General features: G+C 64.1%; 20 protein-coding genes, 1 tRNA gene and 1 pseudogene. 17 read left to right on the plus strand and 5 right to left on the minus strand.

Features of this window, described 5'->3' with window-relative positions; translation table 11 throughout:
• Positions 1 to 7 precede the first annotated feature (7 nt).
• Positions 8 to 925, minus strand: coding sequence for a bifunctional helix-turn-helix transcriptional regulator/GNAT family N-acetyltransferase (locus QQL24_RS09100; RefSeq protein ID WP_284311662.1), 918 nt, complete (start codon positions 923 to 925; stop codon positions 8 to 10).
• A gap of 159 nt (positions 926 to 1,084) precedes the next feature.
• Here QQL24_RS09100 and QQL24_RS09105 point away from each other — a divergent pair, with 159 nt between their 5' ends.
• Positions 1,085 to 1,555: a type II toxin-antitoxin system RatA family toxin gene (locus tag QQL24_RS09105; protein ID WP_284311663.1), complete on the plus strand. Its 471-nt coding sequence runs from the start codon at positions 1,085 to 1,087 to the stop codon at positions 1,553 to 1,555.
• Positions 1,556 to 1,607: 52 nt separating this feature from the next.
• On the opposite strand, the gene QQL24_RS09110 is transcribed toward QQL24_RS09105, so the two are convergent.
• The 3 genes from QQL24_RS09110 to QQL24_RS09120 all read right to left on the minus strand — a co-directional run bounded on the left by QQL24_RS09110 (position 1,608) and on the right by QQL24_RS09120 (position 4,794).
• Positions 1,608 to 2,831: a serine hydrolase domain-containing protein gene (locus QQL24_RS09110; protein ID WP_284311664.1), complete on the minus strand. Its 1,224-nt coding sequence runs from the start codon at positions 2,829 to 2,831 to the stop codon at positions 1,608 to 1,610.
• 195 nt (positions 2,832 to 3,026) lie between these two features.
• Positions 3,027 to 3,539, minus strand: coding sequence for a CinA family protein (locus tag QQL24_RS09115; protein ID WP_284311665.1), 513 nt, complete (start codon positions 3,537 to 3,539; stop codon positions 3,027 to 3,029).
• 58 nt (positions 3,540 to 3,597) lie between these two features.
• On the minus strand, positions 3,598 to 4,794 hold the full coding sequence (locus QQL24_RS09120; protein ID WP_284311666.1) for a bifunctional 2-C-methyl-D-erythritol 4-phosphate cytidylyltransferase/2-C-methyl-D-erythritol 2,4-cyclodiphosphate synthase: 1,197 nt from the start codon (positions 4,792 to 4,794) through the stop codon (positions 3,598 to 3,600).
• Positions 4,795 to 4,982: 188 nt separating this feature from the next.
• Between QQL24_RS09120 and QQL24_RS09125 the strand changes: the two genes are divergently transcribed.
• The 6 genes from QQL24_RS09125 to glpX all read left to right on the plus strand — a co-directional run bounded on the left by QQL24_RS09125 (position 4,983) and on the right by glpX (position 10,443).
• On the plus strand, positions 4,983 to 6,008 hold the full coding sequence (locus tag QQL24_RS09125) for a Ppx/GppA phosphatase family protein (RefSeq protein WP_284311667.1): 1,026 nt from the start codon (positions 4,983 to 4,985) through the stop codon (positions 6,006 to 6,008).
• A gap of 83 nt (positions 6,009 to 6,091) precedes the next feature.
• Positions 6,092 to 6,763: an RlmE family RNA methyltransferase gene (locus QQL24_RS09130; RefSeq protein WP_284311885.1), complete on the plus strand. Its 672-nt coding sequence runs from the start codon at positions 6,092 to 6,094 to the stop codon at positions 6,761 to 6,763.
• Between the two features lie 106 nt (positions 6,764 to 6,869).
• Complete coding sequence (locus tag QQL24_RS09135; protein WP_284311668.1) at positions 6,870 to 7,778, plus strand: alpha/beta hydrolase family protein; 909 nt, start codon at positions 6,870 to 6,872, stop codon at positions 7,776 to 7,778.
• Positions 7,775 to 8,092 carry a hypothetical protein gene (locus tag QQL24_RS09140; RefSeq protein ID WP_284311669.1) on the plus strand — a complete coding sequence of 106 codons (318 nt, stop codon included), beginning with the start codon at positions 7,775 to 7,777 and terminating at the stop codon, positions 8,090 to 8,092. The genes QQL24_RS09135 and QQL24_RS09140 overlap by 4 nt, the downstream gene beginning before the upstream one ends.
• Positions 8,085 to 9,410 (plus strand): homoserine dehydrogenase, encoded by a 1,326-nt coding sequence (locus QQL24_RS09145; RefSeq protein ID WP_284311670.1) that lies wholly within the window; start codon positions 8,085 to 8,087, stop codon positions 9,408 to 9,410. The genes QQL24_RS09140 and QQL24_RS09145 overlap by 8 nt, the downstream gene beginning before the upstream one ends.
• A 34-nt stretch (positions 9,411 to 9,444) precedes the next feature.
• Positions 9,445 to 10,443, plus strand: a complete 999-nt coding sequence (gene glpX, locus QQL24_RS09150; RefSeq protein ID WP_284311671.1) for a class II fructose-bisphosphatase — start codon at positions 9,445 to 9,447, stop codon at positions 10,441 to 10,443.
• Between the two features lie 213 nt (positions 10,444 to 10,656).
• Here the strand turns inward: glpX and QQL24_RS09155 are convergent.
• Positions 10,657 to 10,770, minus strand: a pseudogene (locus tag QQL24_RS09155) (SAM-dependent methyltransferase); the annotation flags it as partial.
• A 141-nt stretch (positions 10,771 to 10,911) separates the two neighbouring features.
• Between QQL24_RS09155 and QQL24_RS09160 the strand changes: the two are divergent.
• From QQL24_RS09160 to nuoE, 10 genes are all read left to right on the plus strand, one after another.
• Positions 10,912 to 11,748 (plus strand): glycosyltransferase family 2 protein, encoded by an 837-nt coding sequence (locus tag QQL24_RS09160; RefSeq protein ID WP_284311672.1) that lies wholly within the window; start codon positions 10,912 to 10,914, stop codon positions 11,746 to 11,748.
• Between the two features lie 75 nt (positions 11,749 to 11,823).
• Positions 11,824 to 12,015, plus strand: a complete 192-nt coding sequence (locus QQL24_RS09165; RefSeq protein WP_284311673.1) for a DUF4089 domain-containing protein — start codon at positions 11,824 to 11,826, stop codon at positions 12,013 to 12,015.
• Positions 12,012 to 13,430, plus strand: a complete 1,419-nt coding sequence (locus QQL24_RS09170; RefSeq protein WP_284311674.1) for an AtzE family amidohydrolase — start codon at positions 12,012 to 12,014, stop codon at positions 13,428 to 13,430. Before QQL24_RS09165 ends, QQL24_RS09170 begins: the two co-directional genes overlap by 4 nt.
• A gap of 165 nt (positions 13,431 to 13,595) precedes the next feature.
• The gene (locus QQL24_RS09175; protein ID WP_284311675.1) at positions 13,596 to 14,270 is read left to right on the plus strand and encodes a COG3904 family protein; all 675 of its coding nucleotides are present in this window, start codon (positions 13,596 to 13,598) and stop codon (positions 14,268 to 14,270) included.
• A gap of 93 nt (positions 14,271 to 14,363) precedes the next feature.
• Positions 14,364 to 14,440 (plus strand) — tRNA-Asp (locus QQL24_RS09180).
• A 386-nt stretch (positions 14,441 to 14,826) separates the two neighbouring features.
• Positions 14,827 to 15,192 carry an NADH-quinone oxidoreductase subunit A gene (locus tag QQL24_RS09185; protein ID WP_284311676.1) on the plus strand — a complete coding sequence of 122 codons (366 nt, stop codon included), beginning with the start codon at positions 14,827 to 14,829 and terminating at the stop codon, positions 15,190 to 15,192.
• Entirely contained in the window at positions 15,162 to 15,770 is a 609-nt protein-coding gene (locus tag QQL24_RS09190) for a NuoB/complex I 20 kDa subunit family protein (RefSeq protein ID WP_431310661.1), read from the plus strand. Before QQL24_RS09185 ends, QQL24_RS09190 begins: the two co-directional genes overlap by 31 nt.
• Positions 15,771 to 15,796: 26 nt before the next feature.
• The gene (locus QQL24_RS09195; protein WP_284311678.1) at positions 15,797 to 16,408 is read left to right on the plus strand and encodes an NADH-quinone oxidoreductase subunit C; all 612 of its coding nucleotides are present in this window, start codon (positions 15,797 to 15,799) and stop codon (positions 16,406 to 16,408) included.
• Between the two features lie 68 nt (positions 16,409 to 16,476).
• Positions 16,477 to 17,664: an NADH-quinone oxidoreductase subunit D gene (locus QQL24_RS09200; protein WP_284311679.1), complete on the plus strand. Its 1,188-nt coding sequence runs from the start codon at positions 16,477 to 16,479 to the stop codon at positions 17,662 to 17,664.
• Between the two features lie 60 nt (positions 17,665 to 17,724).
• On the plus strand, positions 17,725 to 18,861 hold the full coding sequence (nuoE, locus tag QQL24_RS09205) for an NADH-quinone oxidoreductase subunit NuoE (protein WP_284311680.1): 1,137 nt from the start codon (positions 17,725 to 17,727) through the stop codon (positions 18,859 to 18,861).
• The last annotated feature ends 23 nt before the right edge of the window (positions 18,862 to 18,884 follow it).

Here is an 18,884-nt window from a genome sequence, read left to right on the forward strand (position 1 = left end):
CGGTGCGTTAGTCCGTCAGACCCAGCGTCCAGGTCTGGCCGACCAGATCCTTGCCGAAGGAATGGTGTGCCTCCTCATGTTCCAGCCGGAAGCCCTCCGCTTGGTAGATCCGGCGCGCCGCCGTGAGGATATCGTTCGTCCAGAGTGTGAGTGAGGCATAACCCAACTCCTTCGCGCGTTCGATGCAGGCGCGGACCAGCGTGCGGCCGAGGCCGTGGCCGCGTGCAAAGGGTTCGACATAAAGCAGGCGGAGTTTCCCCGTCGCGGGATTCTCACTCTTCATCAGGAAGATCGAGCCGGCGACACGGCCCTCGAGTTCGGCGACCCAGGCATCCTCGCGGCTGGCGTCGAACTCGACCACAAACTTGCCGAGGATGCTGGCGGCCAGCCCTTCATAGGTCCAGTCCCAATCATATTCCTGATGGTAGAGCTCGGCCTGGCGATGGACGATCCAGCCGATGTCGCCCGGCCGTGGCTTGCGCAGGACAGGCTTGCCGCGCCTGACGTCGCCGTCGAGCAGGTGCTTGATCTGCCGCATGGCCTCGACCAGCCTGCCTCGTTCCTGTTCGTCGACCTCGGCCAGCAGCCCGTCGAGTTGGGCGATCGTGCCGGCCTCCATCCTCGCGAAGACGGCATGCCCCTGCGGCGAGAGCGAAAGCAGGCTCCGGCGCGCATGGTCGGGATCGGTGCGGGTGACGACAAGATGGGCGGCGCGCAGGCGGGCGACGATCCGGCTCAGATGGGCCTTGTCCATGTCGAGCCGCCGTCCGATATCGGCCGCGGTCTGCTCACCACCCTTGGCCAGCTCATAGACGATGCGCGCCTCCGGCAGCGGGAGAGGGCCGGCCGGCAGATGGCGATCCAGCAGCCGGATCTTCTGCGTGTAGAAGCGATTGAAATCCCGCACTTCATCGATGGTGGACATGGGCGCGTCGCCTGAGTGTTGACTAAGTCAACACTAGATGAGGCTACGCCGCGCTTCAAGCGGGTTGCTCGCCTGGCTGGAAGATCTTGCCGCAGGGCGCACAAATACGCTGTTTCCTCGATGCTCCGATGCCTATATGAGGGCATCGGAGTTCCAAAGATGCCTTCGTTCCGCACCACACGCCGCGTCAAGCATTCGCCGGCCGACATGTTCGATCTCGTAGCCGATGTCGAGAAATACCCGCTCTTTGTGCCGCTCTGTTCGGCCTTGCGGGTGCGCAGCCGCCAGCCCCAGGCCGATGGCGGGCTGGTGATGATCGCCGACATGACGGTGGCCTACAAGCTGATCCGCGAAACCTTTGCAAGCCGCGTGAGCATGGACAGGGAAAAGCTGCAGATCCTGGTCGAATATCTCGATGGCCCGTTCAGCCATCTCGAGAACCGCTGGGCCTTCAAGGATGATGGGGCAGGGGGCTGCATCGTCGAGTTCTTCATCGACTATTCCTTCCGTTCCCGGACCCTCGGCATGCTGATGGGCGCGATGTTCGAAGCCGCCTTCCGTCGCTTTGCCGAGGCCTTCGAGAAGCGCGCCGACGTGGTCTACGGGCGCAAGGTGATCGGCGCGGCTTGAGCAAGACTGTGGGCGGAGAAGTCGGTTGCGTCAGTAGGGGCTCTCCGGCACCCTACTCCAGCGCCTGATAGACGAGCGCCCGCATTTCCATTTCCAGCGGATCGAAGCTCAGCATCGACTGGGTCATGAAGAGGGCTACAATCTCTTCCTTCGGGTCTACCCAGTAATGTGTCTTGGCCGCCCCGGACCAGCCGAATTCGCCGACCGAGCCCGGCGCATTGGTGGCGGCAATATCAAGCGCCACCCGCGAGCCAAGTCCGAAGCCATAACCCATGAGCGGGAGACCACCGATCTCGAGCGGCAGCAACGCTTCGGGAATGCGATTCGTATGCATGAGCTCCAGTGTCTTGCGGCCGATGATGCGATGTCCGTCGAGCGTCCCGCCATTGCATAGCATCTGGGCGAAGCGGAAATAATCGCTGATCGTGCCAAACAGGCCATGGCCACCGCGCTGGAACACCTCCGCCTTGTCGACCGGGTAGGACGCCGAGACATCAACCTTCTCGTTGGCGCCTTGCGCCCACGCAGAAAAACAATCGGGCGCGGTGACACCGGGCAGGAGAATATCAGGGCGCCCATACATGGCCGCGAGCCTGTCGCGCTTGCCTTCCACGACGCCGTAGCCGGTATCTGGCATGTCCAGGGGCTCAAACAGGCGCTCCCTCAGCACTTCGCCGAGCGGCTTTCCAGCAATAACCTCGATCAGGCGCCCGACGACGTCATTGCCGAGGCTGTACTTCCAGCGCGTGCCGGGATGAAAGGCGAGGGGGAATTGCGCGAGGTCGTTCACCGCATCCGCCAGCGAAACGTCTGCTCGCAAGATCGCCGCCTTGTCGTACATCTGCGAGACAGGCGAGTCGCCAAGGAAGTGATAGACGAGGCCGCTGGTGTGAGCCAACACATCGCCGACCGTCATCGGCCAGCGGGAATCGACGAGGCTTCCGTCGTCGGTTCGCACCTTGACGGAGGCGAAGGCGGGAATGAATTTCGCCACCGGATCGACGAGGGTGAACCGGCCCTCTTCGAACAAGGTCATGAGCACCGTGCAGACGATGGGCTTCGTCATAGAATAGAGGCGGAAGACCGTGTCGGCCGTCATCGGGGCTTTTGCCTCGCGGTCGCGCCATCCGTAATGCCCGGTCTGCACGACCTTGCCGCGTCGGGCCACCAGCGTATTGATGCCGGTAAAAACGCCGCGGTCGACATAAGCTTGCATCGCGGCGTCTATCCGTCCGAGCCGGCTTGCGCTCATGCCGATGCTTGTCCGTTCTTCCATAGCGATGGTCCTCTGCAATCAATAAAAATATTGTTTTTCTTTCTATCGCTGCTGGAGAGCGAGGCTGTCAAACTCCGAGAAGAGCCGCGATGCCCGACAGCAGAAATACCGGCGTCAGCGCGATCTGAATGATGTGGACGACACTGGCTGTTGCAATCGGCTCGTTGAACATCGGTCTCGGATCTTCGTTCAGAGCTAAGCCACGGCCTTCACTTCTTCCACCAGCTTCATCAGCAGTTCCAGCGCCTGCTCCACTGAGCGTTTGCGGATCTCCGAGCGCGAGAGGTCGCCGAAGCGCCGTTCCACATGGAGGCGCGGGCCCTGCCTGCTCCAGGCCGCGAAATGCACGAGGCCGACGGGCTTCGTTGCGGTTCCGCCGCCCGGGCCGGCGACTCCCGTGGTGGACACGGCGACATCAGCCCGTGAATGGTTCACCGCGCCTTCCGCCATGGCGAAGGCAACGCTTTCGCTTACCGCGCCATCGCGGGCGATGAGGGCAGGGGAGACGCCCAGCATCTGCGCCTTTGCCTCATTGGAATAGGTCACGAAGCCACGGTCGACCACATCGGATGAGCCGGGGATCGCGGTGAGGGCGCCGGCGACCAGTCCGCCCGTGCAGGATTCGGCCGTTGCGACGAGCAGGCCCTTGGTCCGGCAGGCGGCCAGCACGTCCCTGGCCTGATCGAAAAAGATCTCGTCGTTCATCATTCGCTCCGCTCGCGCCGGCCCTTTGGTCGCCGCAGGCTGGCGAGAGAGAGGCGCGACGTCAATGCCAGGGCAGGCGTACTGTGGCCGAAGCCATGGCGGCAATGCCTTCGCGCCGCCCGGTGAAGCCCAGTTGCTCCGTCGTCGTCGCCTTTACGCCGACGCGATCGACGGGAATGCCGGCGATTTCGGCAATGCGAGCCCGCATGGCCTCGCGATGAGGGCCGATCTTCGGAGCCTCGCACAGAAATGTGACATCGAGATGGGCGATGGCGCCGCCGCGCGCCTTCACCAGCGCTACCGCGTGGGCAAGGAAGCGGTCGGAGGCTGCACCCTTCCATTGCGGATCGGAGGGCGGGAAATGAGAGCCGATATCGCCGTCGCCGATCGCCCCGAGAATGGCATCCGTCAACGCATGCAGGCCGACATCCGCATCGGAATGGCCCTTCAATGCCCGCTCATGCGGGATCTTCAGACCGTTGAGCCAGACATGGTCCCCATCCGTGAAGGCGTGTACGTCGAAGCCGGTGCCGGTGCGGACATCGCCGAGGGCCGCAAGCTCCGAGACGAACTGCTCGGCGTGCTGGAAATCGCTTTCGGTCGTCAGTTTCATGTTGGTGGTTTCGCCTTCGAAGATGAAAAGAGGATGGCCGGCCCATTCGGCGACAGCGCCATCATCGGTAAGCGTGCCGATCCCGGCCGCCGCCGCGGAGAGATGAGAGACCAGGATCAGGTCGAAAGCAAAGGCCTGCGGCGTCTGCACCGAGCGCAGGCGGGCGCGGTCTGGTGTCGCCGTCACGAAGCCTTCGGCATCGATCTGCTTGATCGTGTCGGTGACGGCCAGCCCCGGCACGGCGGCGTCATGACGCCGAGCCGCCTCGATCGCGCGGGTGATCAGGTCCGGCGTTGCGAAGGGGCGAGCGGCGTCATGCAGCAGCACGATATCGGGCTTTTCGGCCCGCAGCGCCTTCAGGCCGGCCAGGCAGGAGGCCTGCCGGGTGTTGCCGCCGGTGACGAAACCGGCAAGCTTGCTGATTCCCTCGGCGCTGGCCTGGAAGAGGGTCTCGTCGCCTGGTCCGATCACGGTGGTGATGCTGTCGATATCGGGATGACGCTCGAACAAGGCTAGCGTTCGGGCCAGCACGCTCTGCCCGCCGAGCTGGCGATATTGCTTGGGCAGGGACCCTCCGACACGAGACCCGCGGCCCGCCGCGACGATCAAGGCAGCAACGCGCAACTTCGCTGTATCATCGATCATCTGAATAACACGGCCATGCTTAGAATTCCCTATCGCCACGCGCGCGGAACTTGTTACACTCATGAACGAAGTGGCGAAATGCCTGTGGCGCGTGAAAAACTGCGACCGGGCAGTGTCAAGGTTAGATTTTGGTGGATCGCAGTTTGGAGGCTCAGGCGCCTTGGTCGACTAGTGGTGGAAACGGACCCGTGCCGCAGTTGCGGCACGGTGAACAATTGCGCCGCCACCATACTTATGCAGCGCTTGATCTTGGCACGAACAATTGCCGGCTTCTGGTTGCTCGTCCTGCCGGCGATGGCTTTCGTGTCATCGACGCCTTCTCGCGCATCGTGCGGCTGGGTGAAGGGCTGGGCGCCAGCGGCAGCCTGCACGTCAACGCCATGAGTCGCGCCGTCGATGCGCTTGCCGTCTGTGCACAGAAGATGCGCGATCGCCGCGTGGACCGGGCGCGCCTGATCGCGACCGAGGCCTGCCGCGCTGCCGACAACGGCTTCGCCTTTGTCGAGCGCGTGTTGCGGGAGACGGGACTCGACCTCGAAATCGTCGATCGTGAGACGGAGGCGCGCCTGGCGGCAGCCGGCTGCATTCCCCTGATCGACCGCTATCTCGACGGCGTCGTGCTCTTCGATATCGGCGGCGGTTCCTCCGAAGTGGTCTGGCTCGACATCGATGGCAATGACCGCCTGCGCCAGCCCAAGGTGCGCGGCTGGACCTCGCTGCCCGTCGGCGTGGTGACCCTGTCGGAACGCCATGGCGGCGTGCGCGTGACGCGCGAAAGCTTCGAGAAGATGGTGGACGACGTCTCGACCATGCTGGCGCCCTTCGAGCATCGCCAGGCCATTGGTTCCAGGGTGGGGAGGCTGCATCTTCTCGGGACCTCCGGCACGGTGACCACCATGGCGGGCATCCATCTCGAATTGCCGCGTTATGATCGCCGCCGTGTCGACGGGCTCTGGATGTCGCGCGGTGAGGTCGACACTGTGCTCGAAAGCCTCCTGGACATGACCTATGAGCAGCGTGTCGCCAATGCCTGTATCGGGCCTGAAAGGGCCGATCTGGTGATGGCGGGATGCGCGATCTTCGAAGCCATCCGTCGCGCCTTTCCGTGCGAGCGCCTGCGCGTGGCCGATCGCGGCCTTCGTGAAGGCCTGCTGGTGCAGATGATGCAGGAGGATCACGTCTGGCGGCATAACGGCTCAGGTCATCACCCGTGAGTGGCGGTGCAGGCAAGGGCGGCGGGAAGGGCGGCCCGGGGAGCGGCAAGAACAGTTCGGGGCGGGGCAGCGGCGCGCGCGAGTTGGGCGTGCGCCTGAAGACGGCGCGCGGGCGCACGCATTCCTCACAGCTTTGGCTCGAGCGCCAGCTCAACGATCCCTATGTCGCCCGCGCCAAGCGCGAGGGCCGTCGGTCGCGTGCCATCTACAAGCTGATCGAGATCGACGAGAAGGCCAGGCTCCTCAAGCCCGGCCAGCGTGTGCTCGACCTTGGCGCCGCTCCTGGCGGCTGGTCGCAGCTCGCGGCGGAGATCACCGATTCCATCAATGGACGGGGCAAGGTGGTGGCCATCGACCTCCTGCCGATCGACCCGCTCCCGGGCGTCGATTTCGTGCAGATGGACTTCATGGACGATGCCGCGCCCGAGCGCCTGAGGGAAATGCTGGGTGGCCCGGCCGATCTCGTGCTCTCCGACATGGCGGCCAACACCGTCGGCCACCGCGCCACCGACCATCTGCGCATCGTCGCCTTGGTCGAAGCGGCCGCCTATTTCGCCGTCGAGGTGCTCTCGCCCGGTGGGGCTTTCCTGGCCAAGGTGTTCCAGGGCGGTACCGAGGGCGACATCCTCACGCTGCTGAAGCGCGATTTCGCCGTGGTCAAGCACATCAAACCGGCCGCCAGCCGTGCAGGATCGAGCGAGATCTATGTGCTGGCCACTGGCTTTCGCGGGCGGAAGGAGCCGACGCCGGACTAATGTTAGTTTTTGAAGCGGCAGGCAAAGGGGGGCTCTTTTGCCTGCGATCATGCAGAAATTGCCAGCTTTGCCGGTATGAATGGCACCGCATTTTCGGGACATTCGCATGGCTTCCCAATTGATACTGAACCGCCGCTCTCTTCTCGCCGGCGCCGCTGCATCGCTCCTGCCTTCGGGGGCGCAGGCTGGTCCTTCCGTCCCGCCGCTGATCGCACGGGACTATGCGATCGATCGCCAGAGCTTTCACACGCATATCCTCAAGGCCGGACCCGCGCCTGACGACGGCGATCCGCTGAACGAGCCGCCCGATGGGACGCAGGTGCTGCCCTATCGCTCCGGTTCGCTCGACCTCAGGGCCTGGCGCTCGAAGCCCGACGGAAAAGGGGGCAGGCGGCCGGCGCTGCTGTTCCTGCATGGCGGCAATGGCCTCGGCACCGGCCATTGGGAGTTGACCTGGCCCTATCTCAAGGCCGGCTATGTCGTGATGGTGCCCGCCTTCCGGGCGGAGAATGGCCAGAAGGGTGCTTTCTCCGGCTTCTATGACGAGACTGATGATGTGCTCGCTGCCGGCAGGGTGCTGGCGGGGCAGCCCGATGTCGATCCCTCGCGCGTCTTCGTCAGCGGCCACAGCGTCGGCGGCACGCTCACCTTACTGGCCTCCCTGAGCACGAAGCTGTTTCGCGGGGCCTCGTCCTTCTCCGGCAATCCCAGCGCCTATGCCTTCTTCAAGCGCTTTCCGGAGGATATCCGCTTCGATACTTCCGATCCGCGCGAATTCGAGATGCGCTCGGCCGTCTGCTACGCCACCAGCCTCAAATGTCCGGTGCTGATCCAGCACGGCACGGAGGAAACACGCTCGAACGAGATGTCCGAGCTTACCTTGAGCCGCGCCAGGGCGGCTGGCCTACCCGCCGCGTACGCGCCCGTACGCGGCGACCATTTCTCCGCCCTGCCGGAGGAAACCATGCGCAGCCTGGCTTTCTTCGCCAAGCTTGGGAGCGGCGTCAGCGGATGAGCGGCCTTATCGGACACTATCGCGACATGGCGCGCAACAGCGCCTATTCCAATGCTCATCTGCTTGCGGCCTGCTGCAAGCTCAGCGACGAGGCTTTCGCGGCCAGGCGTGAATTCTTCCCGCTGAATGATCGCCCCCTCCGGGATGCGGACGAGAAAGCATTTCAACGCCCGAGCGTGAATTCGCGGCTCGCAAGGCCCTTTTCCTGTCCAGCTGGAAAGTTCATCGCGAGAAATCAGCGCCTTGATGACTTGATCCCGGCGTCGCGGCATTGCACAAGAGCGCACCTTCATATCCGGACTGACTATGGCTGATCCTCTCAAAATCGGTATCGCGGGCCTCGGCACTGTCGGCGCCTCGACCATTCGCCTGCTCGATCGCAGGGCCAATGCGCTGGCTGCCAATTGCGGCCGCGGCATCGTCGTCACGGCGGTATCGGCCCGCAACCGCGCCCGCGATCGCGGCCTGCCGCTGGAGCGCTATCGCTGGTTCGACAATCCGGTCGAGCTTGCCCGCGATCCCGATGTCGATGTGTTCGTCGAACTGATGGGCGGCGAGGAGGGGGCTGCGCATGAGGCGGTGAAGGCGGCGCTCGATGCCGGCAAGCCCGTGGTCACCGCCAACAAGGCGCTGCTCGCCCGCCATGGCGTCGATCTCGCCCGCCGTGCCGAGAAGGCCGGCGTCGCCCTCAATTTCGAGGCGGCGGTCGCCGGTGGCGTGCCGATCATCAAGACGCTGCGCGAGGCGCTGATCGGCAACAACATCGACCGCGTCTACGGCATCCTGAACGGCACCTGCAACTACATCCTCACCAAGATGGAGGCGGAAGGCCTGTCCTTCGACGCCTGCCTGAAGGAAGCGCAGCGTCTGGGCTATGCCGAGGCCGACCCCACCTTCGATGTTGGCGGCTTCGACACCGCCCACAAGCTCGCCATCCTGACCAGCCTTGCCTTCGGCACGCAGGTCAATGCCGACGCCATCCATGTCGAAGGCATCGAGCGCATCACCACCGAGGATCTCTTCGCTGCCGACGAGCTCGGCTACCGCATCAAGCTGCTCGGCGTCGCCACGCGCACCGAGTCCGGGGTGGAGCAGCGGGTGCATCCGACCATGGTGCCGAAGTCGACACCGATCGCCCAGGTCAACGGTGTCACCAACGCTGTTGCCATCGATGCCGATGCGGTGCCGGAGTTGACCCTGGTCGGCCCGGGCGCCGGCGGCGAAGCCACGGCTTCGGCGGTGGTCAGCGACATCGCCGACATTGCGCGCGGTCGTGTGCTGGCCCCCTTCGGCCGCAAGAGCGGCGATCTCGAATCCCTGGCTCCGGCCACCATGCAGGCCCACAAGGGCGGCTATTATGTCCGGCTGTCGGTGGCCGACCGGCCCGGCGCAGCCGCCGGCATCGCCACCCGCATGGCCGAGCGTGGCATTTCGCTGGAATCGATTGTCCAGAAGCATCGCGGCAGCAGGGTCTTCGGTGGCGATGATCCCAGCAAGGTGGCCGGCGCCGTTCCCGTCGTGCTGATCACCTATGCGACGACCGAAGCGGATATTCGCGGCGCCCTCGATGCGATGGTGTCCGACGGCTACATTGTGGAAACCCCGCAATTGATCAGGATCGAGCGCGAATAGAGCTCATCCACCACAGAAAAAATCGGAGGAAGCGATGTCGGAGATTATTCACGTCAAGCCAAAGGATGTCATCGAGCGCATCCTCTCCCTCGAACTGGTGCGTGTGACCGAGCGCGCCGCGGTGGCCTCGGCCCTGCTGCGCGGCCGGGGCGACGAGAAGGCGGCCGACAAGGCAGCCGTCGATGCCATGCGGCGCGAACTGAACAAGATGCCGATCGACGGCACCATCGTCATCGGCGAAGGCGAGCGCGACGAGGCGCCGATGCTGTTCATCGGCGAGCGTGTCGGCAACGGCCTGGGACCGAAGGTCGACATCGCCGTCGATCCGCTCGAAGGCACCACGCTCTGCGCCAAGGACATGCCCGGTTCCATTGCCGTGATGGCCATGGCCAGCGCCGGCTCGCTCCTGAATGCGCCCGACGTCTACATGGACAAGATCGCCATCGGCCCGGGCTACGCGCAGGGGGTGGTCGATCTCGACGCGAGCGTGGAAGAGAACCTGAACTCGCTTGCCAAGGCCAAGGGCGTCAAGCCGCGTGAGCTGACGGCTCTCGTGCTCGACCGTCCGCGCCATGCGCCGATCATCGAGGCAATCCGCAAGGTGGGCGCCTCCATCCGCGTCATCACCGATGGTGACGTGGCCGGCGTGATTTTCACCACCAACCCGCTCGACACCGGCATCGACATCTATCTCGGCACCGGCGGCGCCCCGGAAGGCGTGCTGGCGGCGGCGGCGTTGCGCTGCGTCGGCGGCCAGATGCAGGCACGGCTGATCCTCGACACCGAGGCCAAGCGCGAGCGCGCGCTGAAGATGGGCGTGACCGATCCCACCAAGAAATACCGGATGGAGGAGCTCGCTTCCGGCGACGTCATCGTGGCAGCTACCGGCGTCACCGACGGCGCTCTGCTGCAGGGCGTGAAGTTCCGCGGGTCCGTGATCACCACGGAGACTGTGATCTACCGCTCGCTCAACGGCACTGTGCGCCGCATCCACGGCGAGCACCGTGAAATGTCGAAGTTCAATCTCGACTGAGGATCATGGGATCACAGGTTTCCAACCTGCTCTTGCCGGCGCTTCGTGGGTAAAGAGAGGCGCATTTGGTGTGCCGGTCTTCTCAGCCACATCGACCGTTAGTCGATGTGGCGGGAACGGCATCGTTCCATCAAGATCCCAGGCATGCCGGTCTGAAGACCGGCACACCGATTTGCCTCCCCGCCTCAGGCGGAAGAGCACAGCCGAGACCTCCTACGGCCTCGCCTCCAGGATCAAGTTGAACGGCGTCTCCGTGGCGCGGCGGAAGCGGGTGAAGCCGGCTTCACCCGCGACCTTGCGCAGCCGCGCCTCGCCGGCCCGGGCGCCGCGCCGCACACTACCGGAAAGCGATGGGTGCCGCTCCTGACCAGAAGGCGTAATCCGAAGGGGCTGCCTTGCGGAAGGTATCGGCTGGCTGCGGCTGACGACAGACTGGCCATTTGGGAGCGCTTCGATTAGATCACGGCCATGTCGATCACTGCCAAGCCGCTCATCGCTCCCTCAAGGCCGAACCCAACGCCCGTGCCGTCCAGCCCATTGCCCCTCTCTGTCTTCATCATCGCCTTCAACGAGGCCGACAGGATCGGCCCGACGATTGAGGCTGTCCGCGGCCTGACTGATGATCTGGTCGTGATCGATTCGGGCTCGACGGATGGCACCCAGGAGATCGCGACGGGGCTCGGGGCGCGGGTGATCCACAATTCCTGGCCAGGCTACGGCCCGCAGAAACGTTTTGCCGAGGATCAGTGCCGGCACAACTGGATCCTGAACGTCGACGCGGATGAGGTCGTCTCGCCTCGCCTGGCTGCTTCGATCCGGGCCCTGTTCGAAGGCAGCGGTCCTGCCGCCGATGGGTATGAGACCACGATCGCCGAAATCTTTCCCGGCGAGCGCGAGCCCCATCCCTGGGGCCATACGCTTTCGCCCGTACGGCTTTATCGCCTCGACCGCGGGCGCTATGTCGATTCGACCGTGCATGACCGGGTGCATTTCAGCGTGAGCCCGCGAATCGAGCGACTCAAGGGCAAGATCCACCACTTCTCCGTGCGCTCCCTCGGCGATGAGATTGCCAAGTTGAACTCCTATACCGAGCAGCAGGCGGAAGACCTCGACTTGCGCGGCAAGACGCTCAATACCTGGCGCATCCTCACCGAATTCCCGCTCAATTTCCTCAAGGCCTATATCGGCCGGCGCCATTTCGTGCGCGGTCTCTATGGCATCGCGACCGCGACGAATTACGCCTATTTCCGTTTCCTGCGGCTGGCCAAGCACGTGGAGCGGCGGCGAATGCGCGATCTGGAGTGACCTCTCCATATTGCGCTTGTCATCGGGCAGGGAAGAGGTGACATTTCCTATCGGAATCCTCACGAGGGCGACGCGATGGGCGATAAACCGGACTTCGATGCGCTGGCAGTGATCGACGCCGTGGGGCCGATGATCGGCATTCCGATCGCCCCCGACTATCGCGAGGGCATCGCCACCAACCTGAAGATCACGGCCGAGTTTGCTGAGACAGTGCTCGCCTTTCATATCGACGATGCCAACCACTCAGCCCCGGTCTTCGAAGCATGACGGGCTTGCTCGACGCTGGCTGCTCGCCAAGCCTGGGTATTCTCGAAATCTCCATGAGCGTGCGCAGCGGACGCTTCACCGCGCGGGCGATGGTCGAGCATGCGCTGGCCCGCATCGGGAAGTTCGACGGCGGGATCGGGGCTTTCACTGCCATCGTGGCGGAACGGGCGCTGGCAAAGGCCGATGCCATCGATGCGAGGCACGCCGCCGGCAAGCCCGTAGGGGCTCTCGCGGGCGTGCCCTTCGCCGCCAAGAACCTCTACGACATCGCTGGGGTGATCACGCTCGCGGGTTCCAAGATCAACCGTGGCAACCAGCCGGCCAGCCGCGATGCCACGCTGATCGAACGCCTGGAGGGGCAGGGGGCGATCTGCATCGGCGCCCTCAACATGGGCGAGTATGCCTATGATTTTACGGGCGAGAATTTCCACGACGGTCCCTCGCGCAATCCGCATGCAACAGACCATATGGCGGGTGGCTCCTCCAGCGGCTCGGCGAGCGCCGTGGCGGCCGGATTCGTGCCGCTGTCGCTCGGCACCGACACCAACGGCTCGATCCGCGTGCCGGCGTCGCTCTGCGGCCTGTTCGGCCTGAAGCCGACCTTCGGCCGCCTGAGCCGGGCCCGGACCTTTCCCTTCGTGGCCAGCCTCGACCACACCGGCCCGCTGGCCCGTTCCACCCGCGATCTCGCGCTCGCCTATGACGTGATGCAGGGCCCCGATCCCGACGATCCTGCCTGCACGGAGCGCCCCGTGCAGCCGTCCTTGTTCGAACTCGGGCGCGGTGTTGAGGGGCTGCGCATCGCCGTCGCCGATGGCTACTTCGCCGAGTCGGGCAATATCGAGGCTTTCGAGGCGGTGCGGCGCTGCGCCAAGGCGCTCGATGCCGCCGAGGTCGTCACCGTGCCGCAGGCCGCCGTGGCACGCGCCGCGGCCTTCCTGATCACCACGACGGAGGGCGGCGCCCTGCATCGCGAGCGGCTGATGACCCGCGCGCAGGACTTCGACCCCGCCGTGCGGGATCGCTTGATCGCGGGCAATATGGTGCCCGCGACCTGGGTGGCGCAGGCACACAAGTTCCGCCAGTGGTTCAAAGGCGAGATGCATCGCATCTTCGAGCGAATCGATATCATCCTGGCGCCGGCGACGCCGTGTCGCGCCCCGAAGATCGGCCAGGCAACCATGGAAGTCGGCGGCAGGACCTTGCCGGTTCGCGCCAATCTGGGACTGTACACCCAGCCGATTTCCTTCATCGGCCTGCCTGTTGTCACCGTTCCGCTCTGGAGCGAAAACCAGCAGCTGCCCATCGGCGTGCAGGTAATCGCGCCGGCCTGGCGCGAGGACCTTGCCTTGCGTGCCGCCTGGGCGCTGGAGACGGCCGGCGTCGCCCGTGCTCCCGTGGCCAATCTCGAGTAGGGGGCAATCCCATCGCGGCGAATCTGGCATCGGAGATGCTGGGGCGCCGGCAGCTTTCCTGGAAAAATTGCGGGCGCACTCAATCGCAACTTGCCCCCGCGCCCTGTTTCAACGCATTTTTTTCCACAGGCCACCGGGCTTGCTGGAAATGTTTCAAGGAAAATCATGCTGTCTTCTGTTTTGCGCGTAACCGGCCTGATTGCGCTTGTCATGGGCCTGCTGTGTGGCTTTTCGTCTCTCGCCACGCCCGCTTCGGCCATGGATTTCCGGACCGCCGACCTGACGTCGGGCAAGTGCAGGAGTCGCTGTCCGAGCGTGATGGTTGCGACCGGGGAGATCACGTCTGGAACCACCCAGCGCCTCATCGCTTTCGTGCAGCAGGCCGCGGGCCAGCGTGCCAGCAACGTGCTCATCATCGATTCGCCCGGCGGGCATCTCATCGAAAGCCTGAGACTGGGCCTCGTGCTGCGTAAGCTGAGGACCAGCGTCTTCGTTGGCCGGGTGGTCTCGCTGAACGGACAGAGCGTCGCGGTGAACGGCTCATGCATGTCTGCCTGCGTCTACACGCTGATGGGCGGCAGCAAGCGCTTCGTTACGGCAGACTCACGCGTCGGGGTCCACCGCGAGTTCCTGCCCAACAGCACCGGCAGCGATCCGCTCTCGGTGTTGCGCAGCACTCGGCGCTTTCCGGAGGTCACGCAATTGCTCCGCGCCTATTCCCAGCGCATGGGAGTCAGCCCGGCTCTGATCGATCTTGCCGAGCAATATGGCGGCGGCGGCATCCGGATCCTGACGCCGCAGGACATCACTCGTTTTCGTCTCGCCGCAATTGCGAAATGAATTTGGGGCGCGGGGCGAATTCGGCTTGACACTGTGCAAGCCGGCACATAAACACCGCGCCACGCCAGCGCGGTTCGCCGCCGCTGACGGGACGGGGGAGTAGCTCAGTTGGTTAGAGCGTCGGCCTGTCACGCCGAAGGTCGCGGGTTCAAGTCCCGTCTCTCTCGCCATTAGTGACCAAAAAGCCAGCCTTCGGGCTGGCTTTTGCATTTCCGGCCCGCGCCGTGCCGGGACGGTACAATACGGTGTACGCATCCAGGCTTTTCACGCGAAAGTGGGTATGCGTCATCCTCATGACGGAATTGCCATATTGCTTGCCGCATTGCGGTAGGAATCTCCTGGCTGGAACGCTTCCAAGCTTGCGCCTCCCATAGCCGTGGTTTAAGGCTCGCTGCAGGCCGTCCTTGGTTCGGCGCGAGGGAATATTTCCAAAGCGCTATGGCAAGGATGGCTGGCGTAGACGCCGCTCTCAAAGCGACCTCACGCTCGTATCGTCCAAACCGTGGCGGCCAGCGTTTCAGGCGCTCCCGGCCAGCCACAGCCAGGGTTCGTGCTGATGGACAATCTTCTCGCCGGCTATTTGCCGCTCATCATCTTTATCGGGGTCTCGGCCGTGATCGGCCTGGCGCTTCTGGTGGCGCCCTTCATCGTGGCGTTCCAACGCCCGGACCCGGAAAAGCTCTCGGCCTATGAGTGCGGCTTCAACGCCTTCGACGACGCCCGCATGAAGTTCGACGTGCGCTTCTACCTGCTGTCGATCCTGTTCGTCGTCTTCGACCTGGAAGTGGCCTTTCTGTTTCCCTGGGCAATCACATTCAAGCATCTGGGGGCGGTTGGCTTCATCTCGATGATGCTTTTCCTGGCCGAACTGGTGCTCGGCTATGTCTATGTATGGAAGAAGGGCGCACTCGAATGGGATTGAACCTCGATACTGCCGGCGGCACGCTGGTTGCGCCGGCGCCCAAGGGGATCATCGATCCGAACACCGGCAAGCCGGTCGGCTCGACCGATCCCTTCTTCGTCGACATCAATGCCGAGCTGGCCGACCGCGGCTTCCTCGTGACCACGGCGGACAACCTCATCAACTGGGCCCGTACCGGCTCGCTGATGTGGATGACCTTCGGCCTGGCCTGCTGTGCCGTCGAGATGATGCAGGTCTCGATGCCGCGCTATGACGTGGAGCGCTTCGGCTTCGCCCCGCGCGCCTCGCCGCGCCAGTCGGATGTGATGATCGTGGCGGGCACGCTGACCAACAAGATGGCGCCGGCCCTGCGCAAGGTCTACGACCAGATGCCGGAGCCCCGTTACGTCATTTCCATGGGTTCTTGCGCCAATGGCGGCGGCTATTACCACTATTCCTACGCGGTGGTGCGTGGCTGCGATCGCATCGTGCCCGTCGATATCTACGTTCCCGGCTGTCCGCCGACGGCCGAGGCGCTGCTGTATGGCGTGCTGCTGCTGCAGAAGAAGATCCGTCGCACCGGCACTATCGAGCGTTGAGCAGGGCTGAACCGGGTAAGTTTCAAATGGCAAATACCGAAGTTCTGCAATCGATCGGCGAAGCGCTCCAGACGGCCTTTCCTCAGGCCGTCACCGGCGTGGTCCATGCCTATGGCGAACTGACCGTCAGCACCGATTCCGAGAACATCCTCGCTGTGCTCAAGCATCTGCGCGACGATGGCGGCTTGCGTTTCGTCTCGATCATCGATGTCTGCGGCGCCGACTATCCGGCCCGCGAGAAGCGTTTCGATGTCGTTTACCACCTGCTGTCGCCGACGAAGAACGTGCGTATTCGCGTCAAGGTCGAGACGGACGAGGCGACGCCCGTTCCCTCTGCGGTGGATATCTTCCCCGGCGTGCTGTGGTTCGAGCGCGAGGCCTATGATCTCTACGGCATCCTCTTCACCGGCCATCCGGACCTGCGCCGTCTGCTGACCGACTACGGTTTCGACGGACACCCGCTTCGCAAGGACTTCCCGATGACCGGCTTCGTCGAAGTACGCTGGGACGACGAGGCCAAGCGCGTCGTCTACGAGCCGGTGCGCCTCAACCAGGAATTCCGCAACTTCGACTTCCTCTCCCCCTGGGAGGGCACGGACTACGTGCTGCCCGGTGACGAGAAGGCGAAGGCCGGCTGATTGCAAGGACATCGATTGCACGACTTGCCACCGAGAAGATTGGCCAGATCGGAAAGTTTGGGAACGAGATGAACGATCAACCGCACCTGCGTAATTTCGCGATCAATTTCGGGCCGCAGCACCCCGCGGCCCATGGTGTGTTGCGCCTCGTCATGGAGCTGGACGGCGAAATCGTCGAGCGCGTCGATCCGCATATCGGCCTGCTGCATCGCGGCACCGAGAAGCTGATCGAAGCCAAGACCTTCATGCAGGCCATTCCTTATTTCGATCGGCTCGACTACGTCGCGCCGATGAACCAGGAGCATGCCTATTGCATGGCGATCGAGCGCCTGCTGGGCATGGAAGTTCCCAGGCGCGGCCAGCTGATCCGGGTGCTCTATTCGGAAATCGGCCGCATCCTTTCCCATCTCCTCAACGTGACCACGCAGGCCATGGATTGCGGCGCCCTGACGCCGCCGCTCTGGGGCTTCGAGGAGCGCGAAAAGCTCATGATCTTCTATGAGCGCGCCTCCGGCAGCCGCATGCATGCCGCCTTCTTCCGCACCGGTGGCGTCCACCAGGACCTGCCGCCCGAGCTGATCGACGACATCGAGGCCTTCTGTGATCCGTTCCTGAAGGTCTGTGACGATCTCGAGGGCCTCCTCACCGACAACCGCATCTTCAAGCAGCGCAATGTCGATATCGGCATCGTCAGCCTCGAGGACGCCTGGGCCTGGGGCTATTCGGGCGTGATGGTCCGCGGTTCGGGCGCTGCCTGGGACCTGCGCAAGTCGCAGCCCTATGAATGCTATGCCGAACTCGATTTCGACATTCCGATCGGCAAGAATGGTGACAATTTCGACCGCTACAACATCCGCATGGAAGAGATGCGCCAGTCGGCGCGCATCATGAAGCAGTGCTGCGCCCTGCTGCGGGCGACCTCGGGGCCCGTCTCGACACCCGACAACAAGGTCGTGGCGCCCAAGCGTGGCGAGATGAAGCGTTCGATGGAAGCGCTTATCCACCACTTCAAGCTCTACACCGAGGGCTATCACGTGCCCGTAGGCGAGGTTTATGCGGCGGTCGAGGCGCCCAAGGGCGAATTCGGCGTCTATCTCGTCTCCGATGGCGGCAACAAGCCTTATCGCTGCAAGATCCGTGCGCCGGGCTTTGCCCATCTCCAGTCAATGGACTGGCTCTGCCGCGGTTACATGCTGGCGGACGTTTCGGCCATTCTCGGTTCGCTCGATATCGTGTTCGGCGAAGTCGATCGTTGATTAAATGTGTACGTTGCGGCCGAGGCTCTCGGTCGCAGGACAGGAAAGAGGATAGAGCGCATGTCCGTTCGCAGGCTCGCGCCCCAGGAACTCCAGCCGGCAAGCTTTGCCTTTACGGCTGAGAACGAGGCCTGGATCGATCAGCAGATCGCCAAATATCCGCCCGGGCGCCAGGCTTCGGCGGTGATTCCGCTGCTGTGGAAGGCGCAGGAGCAGGCTGGCGGCTGGGTCTCGCAGGCGGCGATCGAGGTGATCGCGGCCCGCCTCGGCATGGCCAAGATCCGCGTGCTGGAGATCGCGACTTTCTACACGATGTTCGCGCTCGAGCCGGTCGGCAAATTCTTCATCCAGCTCTGCGGTACCACGCCTTGCCAGCTTTGCGGCGCCGAGGGCCTCAAGGATGTGATGCGCAAGCGCATCGGACCGCAGCATCACGTCACCGAGGACGGCAATTTCTCCTGGCTCGAGGTTGAGTGCCTGGGCGCCTGCTGCAATGCGCCGATGGTGCAGATCAACGCCGATTTCTACGAGGACCTCACCCCCGAGATCCTCAACAAGATCATGGACGACCTTGCCGCAGGCAAGGAGGTCAAGCCCGGCCCGCAGAACGGCCGATTCTCCTCCGAACCTGAAGGTGGTGCCCTGACGCTGACCGATCCCTCGCTCTATGACGGCTCGGTCATCGGTTCCTGGAAGAAGCGCTTCGAGGAAGAAAAGGCCAAGAAGGAAGCTGCCGACGCGGCGAAGGCCGCCGCAGCCGCCAATCCTGCGCCCGCGCCTGCTGCTCCAGCCCCGGCGGCAGCACCTGCTTCCGCCGCAGCCGCGCCTGTTGCTCCCGCGCCGCTTGCTCCGGCTCCCGGTACGACAGCGGCGCCGGTTGCGCCCGCGCCGGCAGCCTCGCCCGCGCCGGTGTCCGATGCGTATAAGCCGGTCTTCCTGACGGCGGCCCGCGAGGGGGGCCCGGACGATCTCAAGCTGATCTACGGCGTCGGCCCGAAGCTGGAAGAAGTCCTGCACCATATGGGCGTCTACCATTTCGACCAGATCGCCGCCTGGAATACCGACAACCTCGCCTGGGTCGACCAGAATCTCGGTGCCTTCAAGGGAAGGGCCATCCGGGACGGATGGGTGGAGCAGGCCAAGAAACTTGCAACCGGCTGGCGTCCCGAACACGCGGCCGGCGACAAGCCGGACTGAGAACGGGCGGGGAGGGGGCCTGA

This window comes from Labrys miyagiensis, from assembly GCF_030160835.1.
Taxonomy (GTDB): Bacteria; Pseudomonadota; Alphaproteobacteria; order Rhizobiales; family Labraceae; genus Labrys; species Labrys miyagiensis.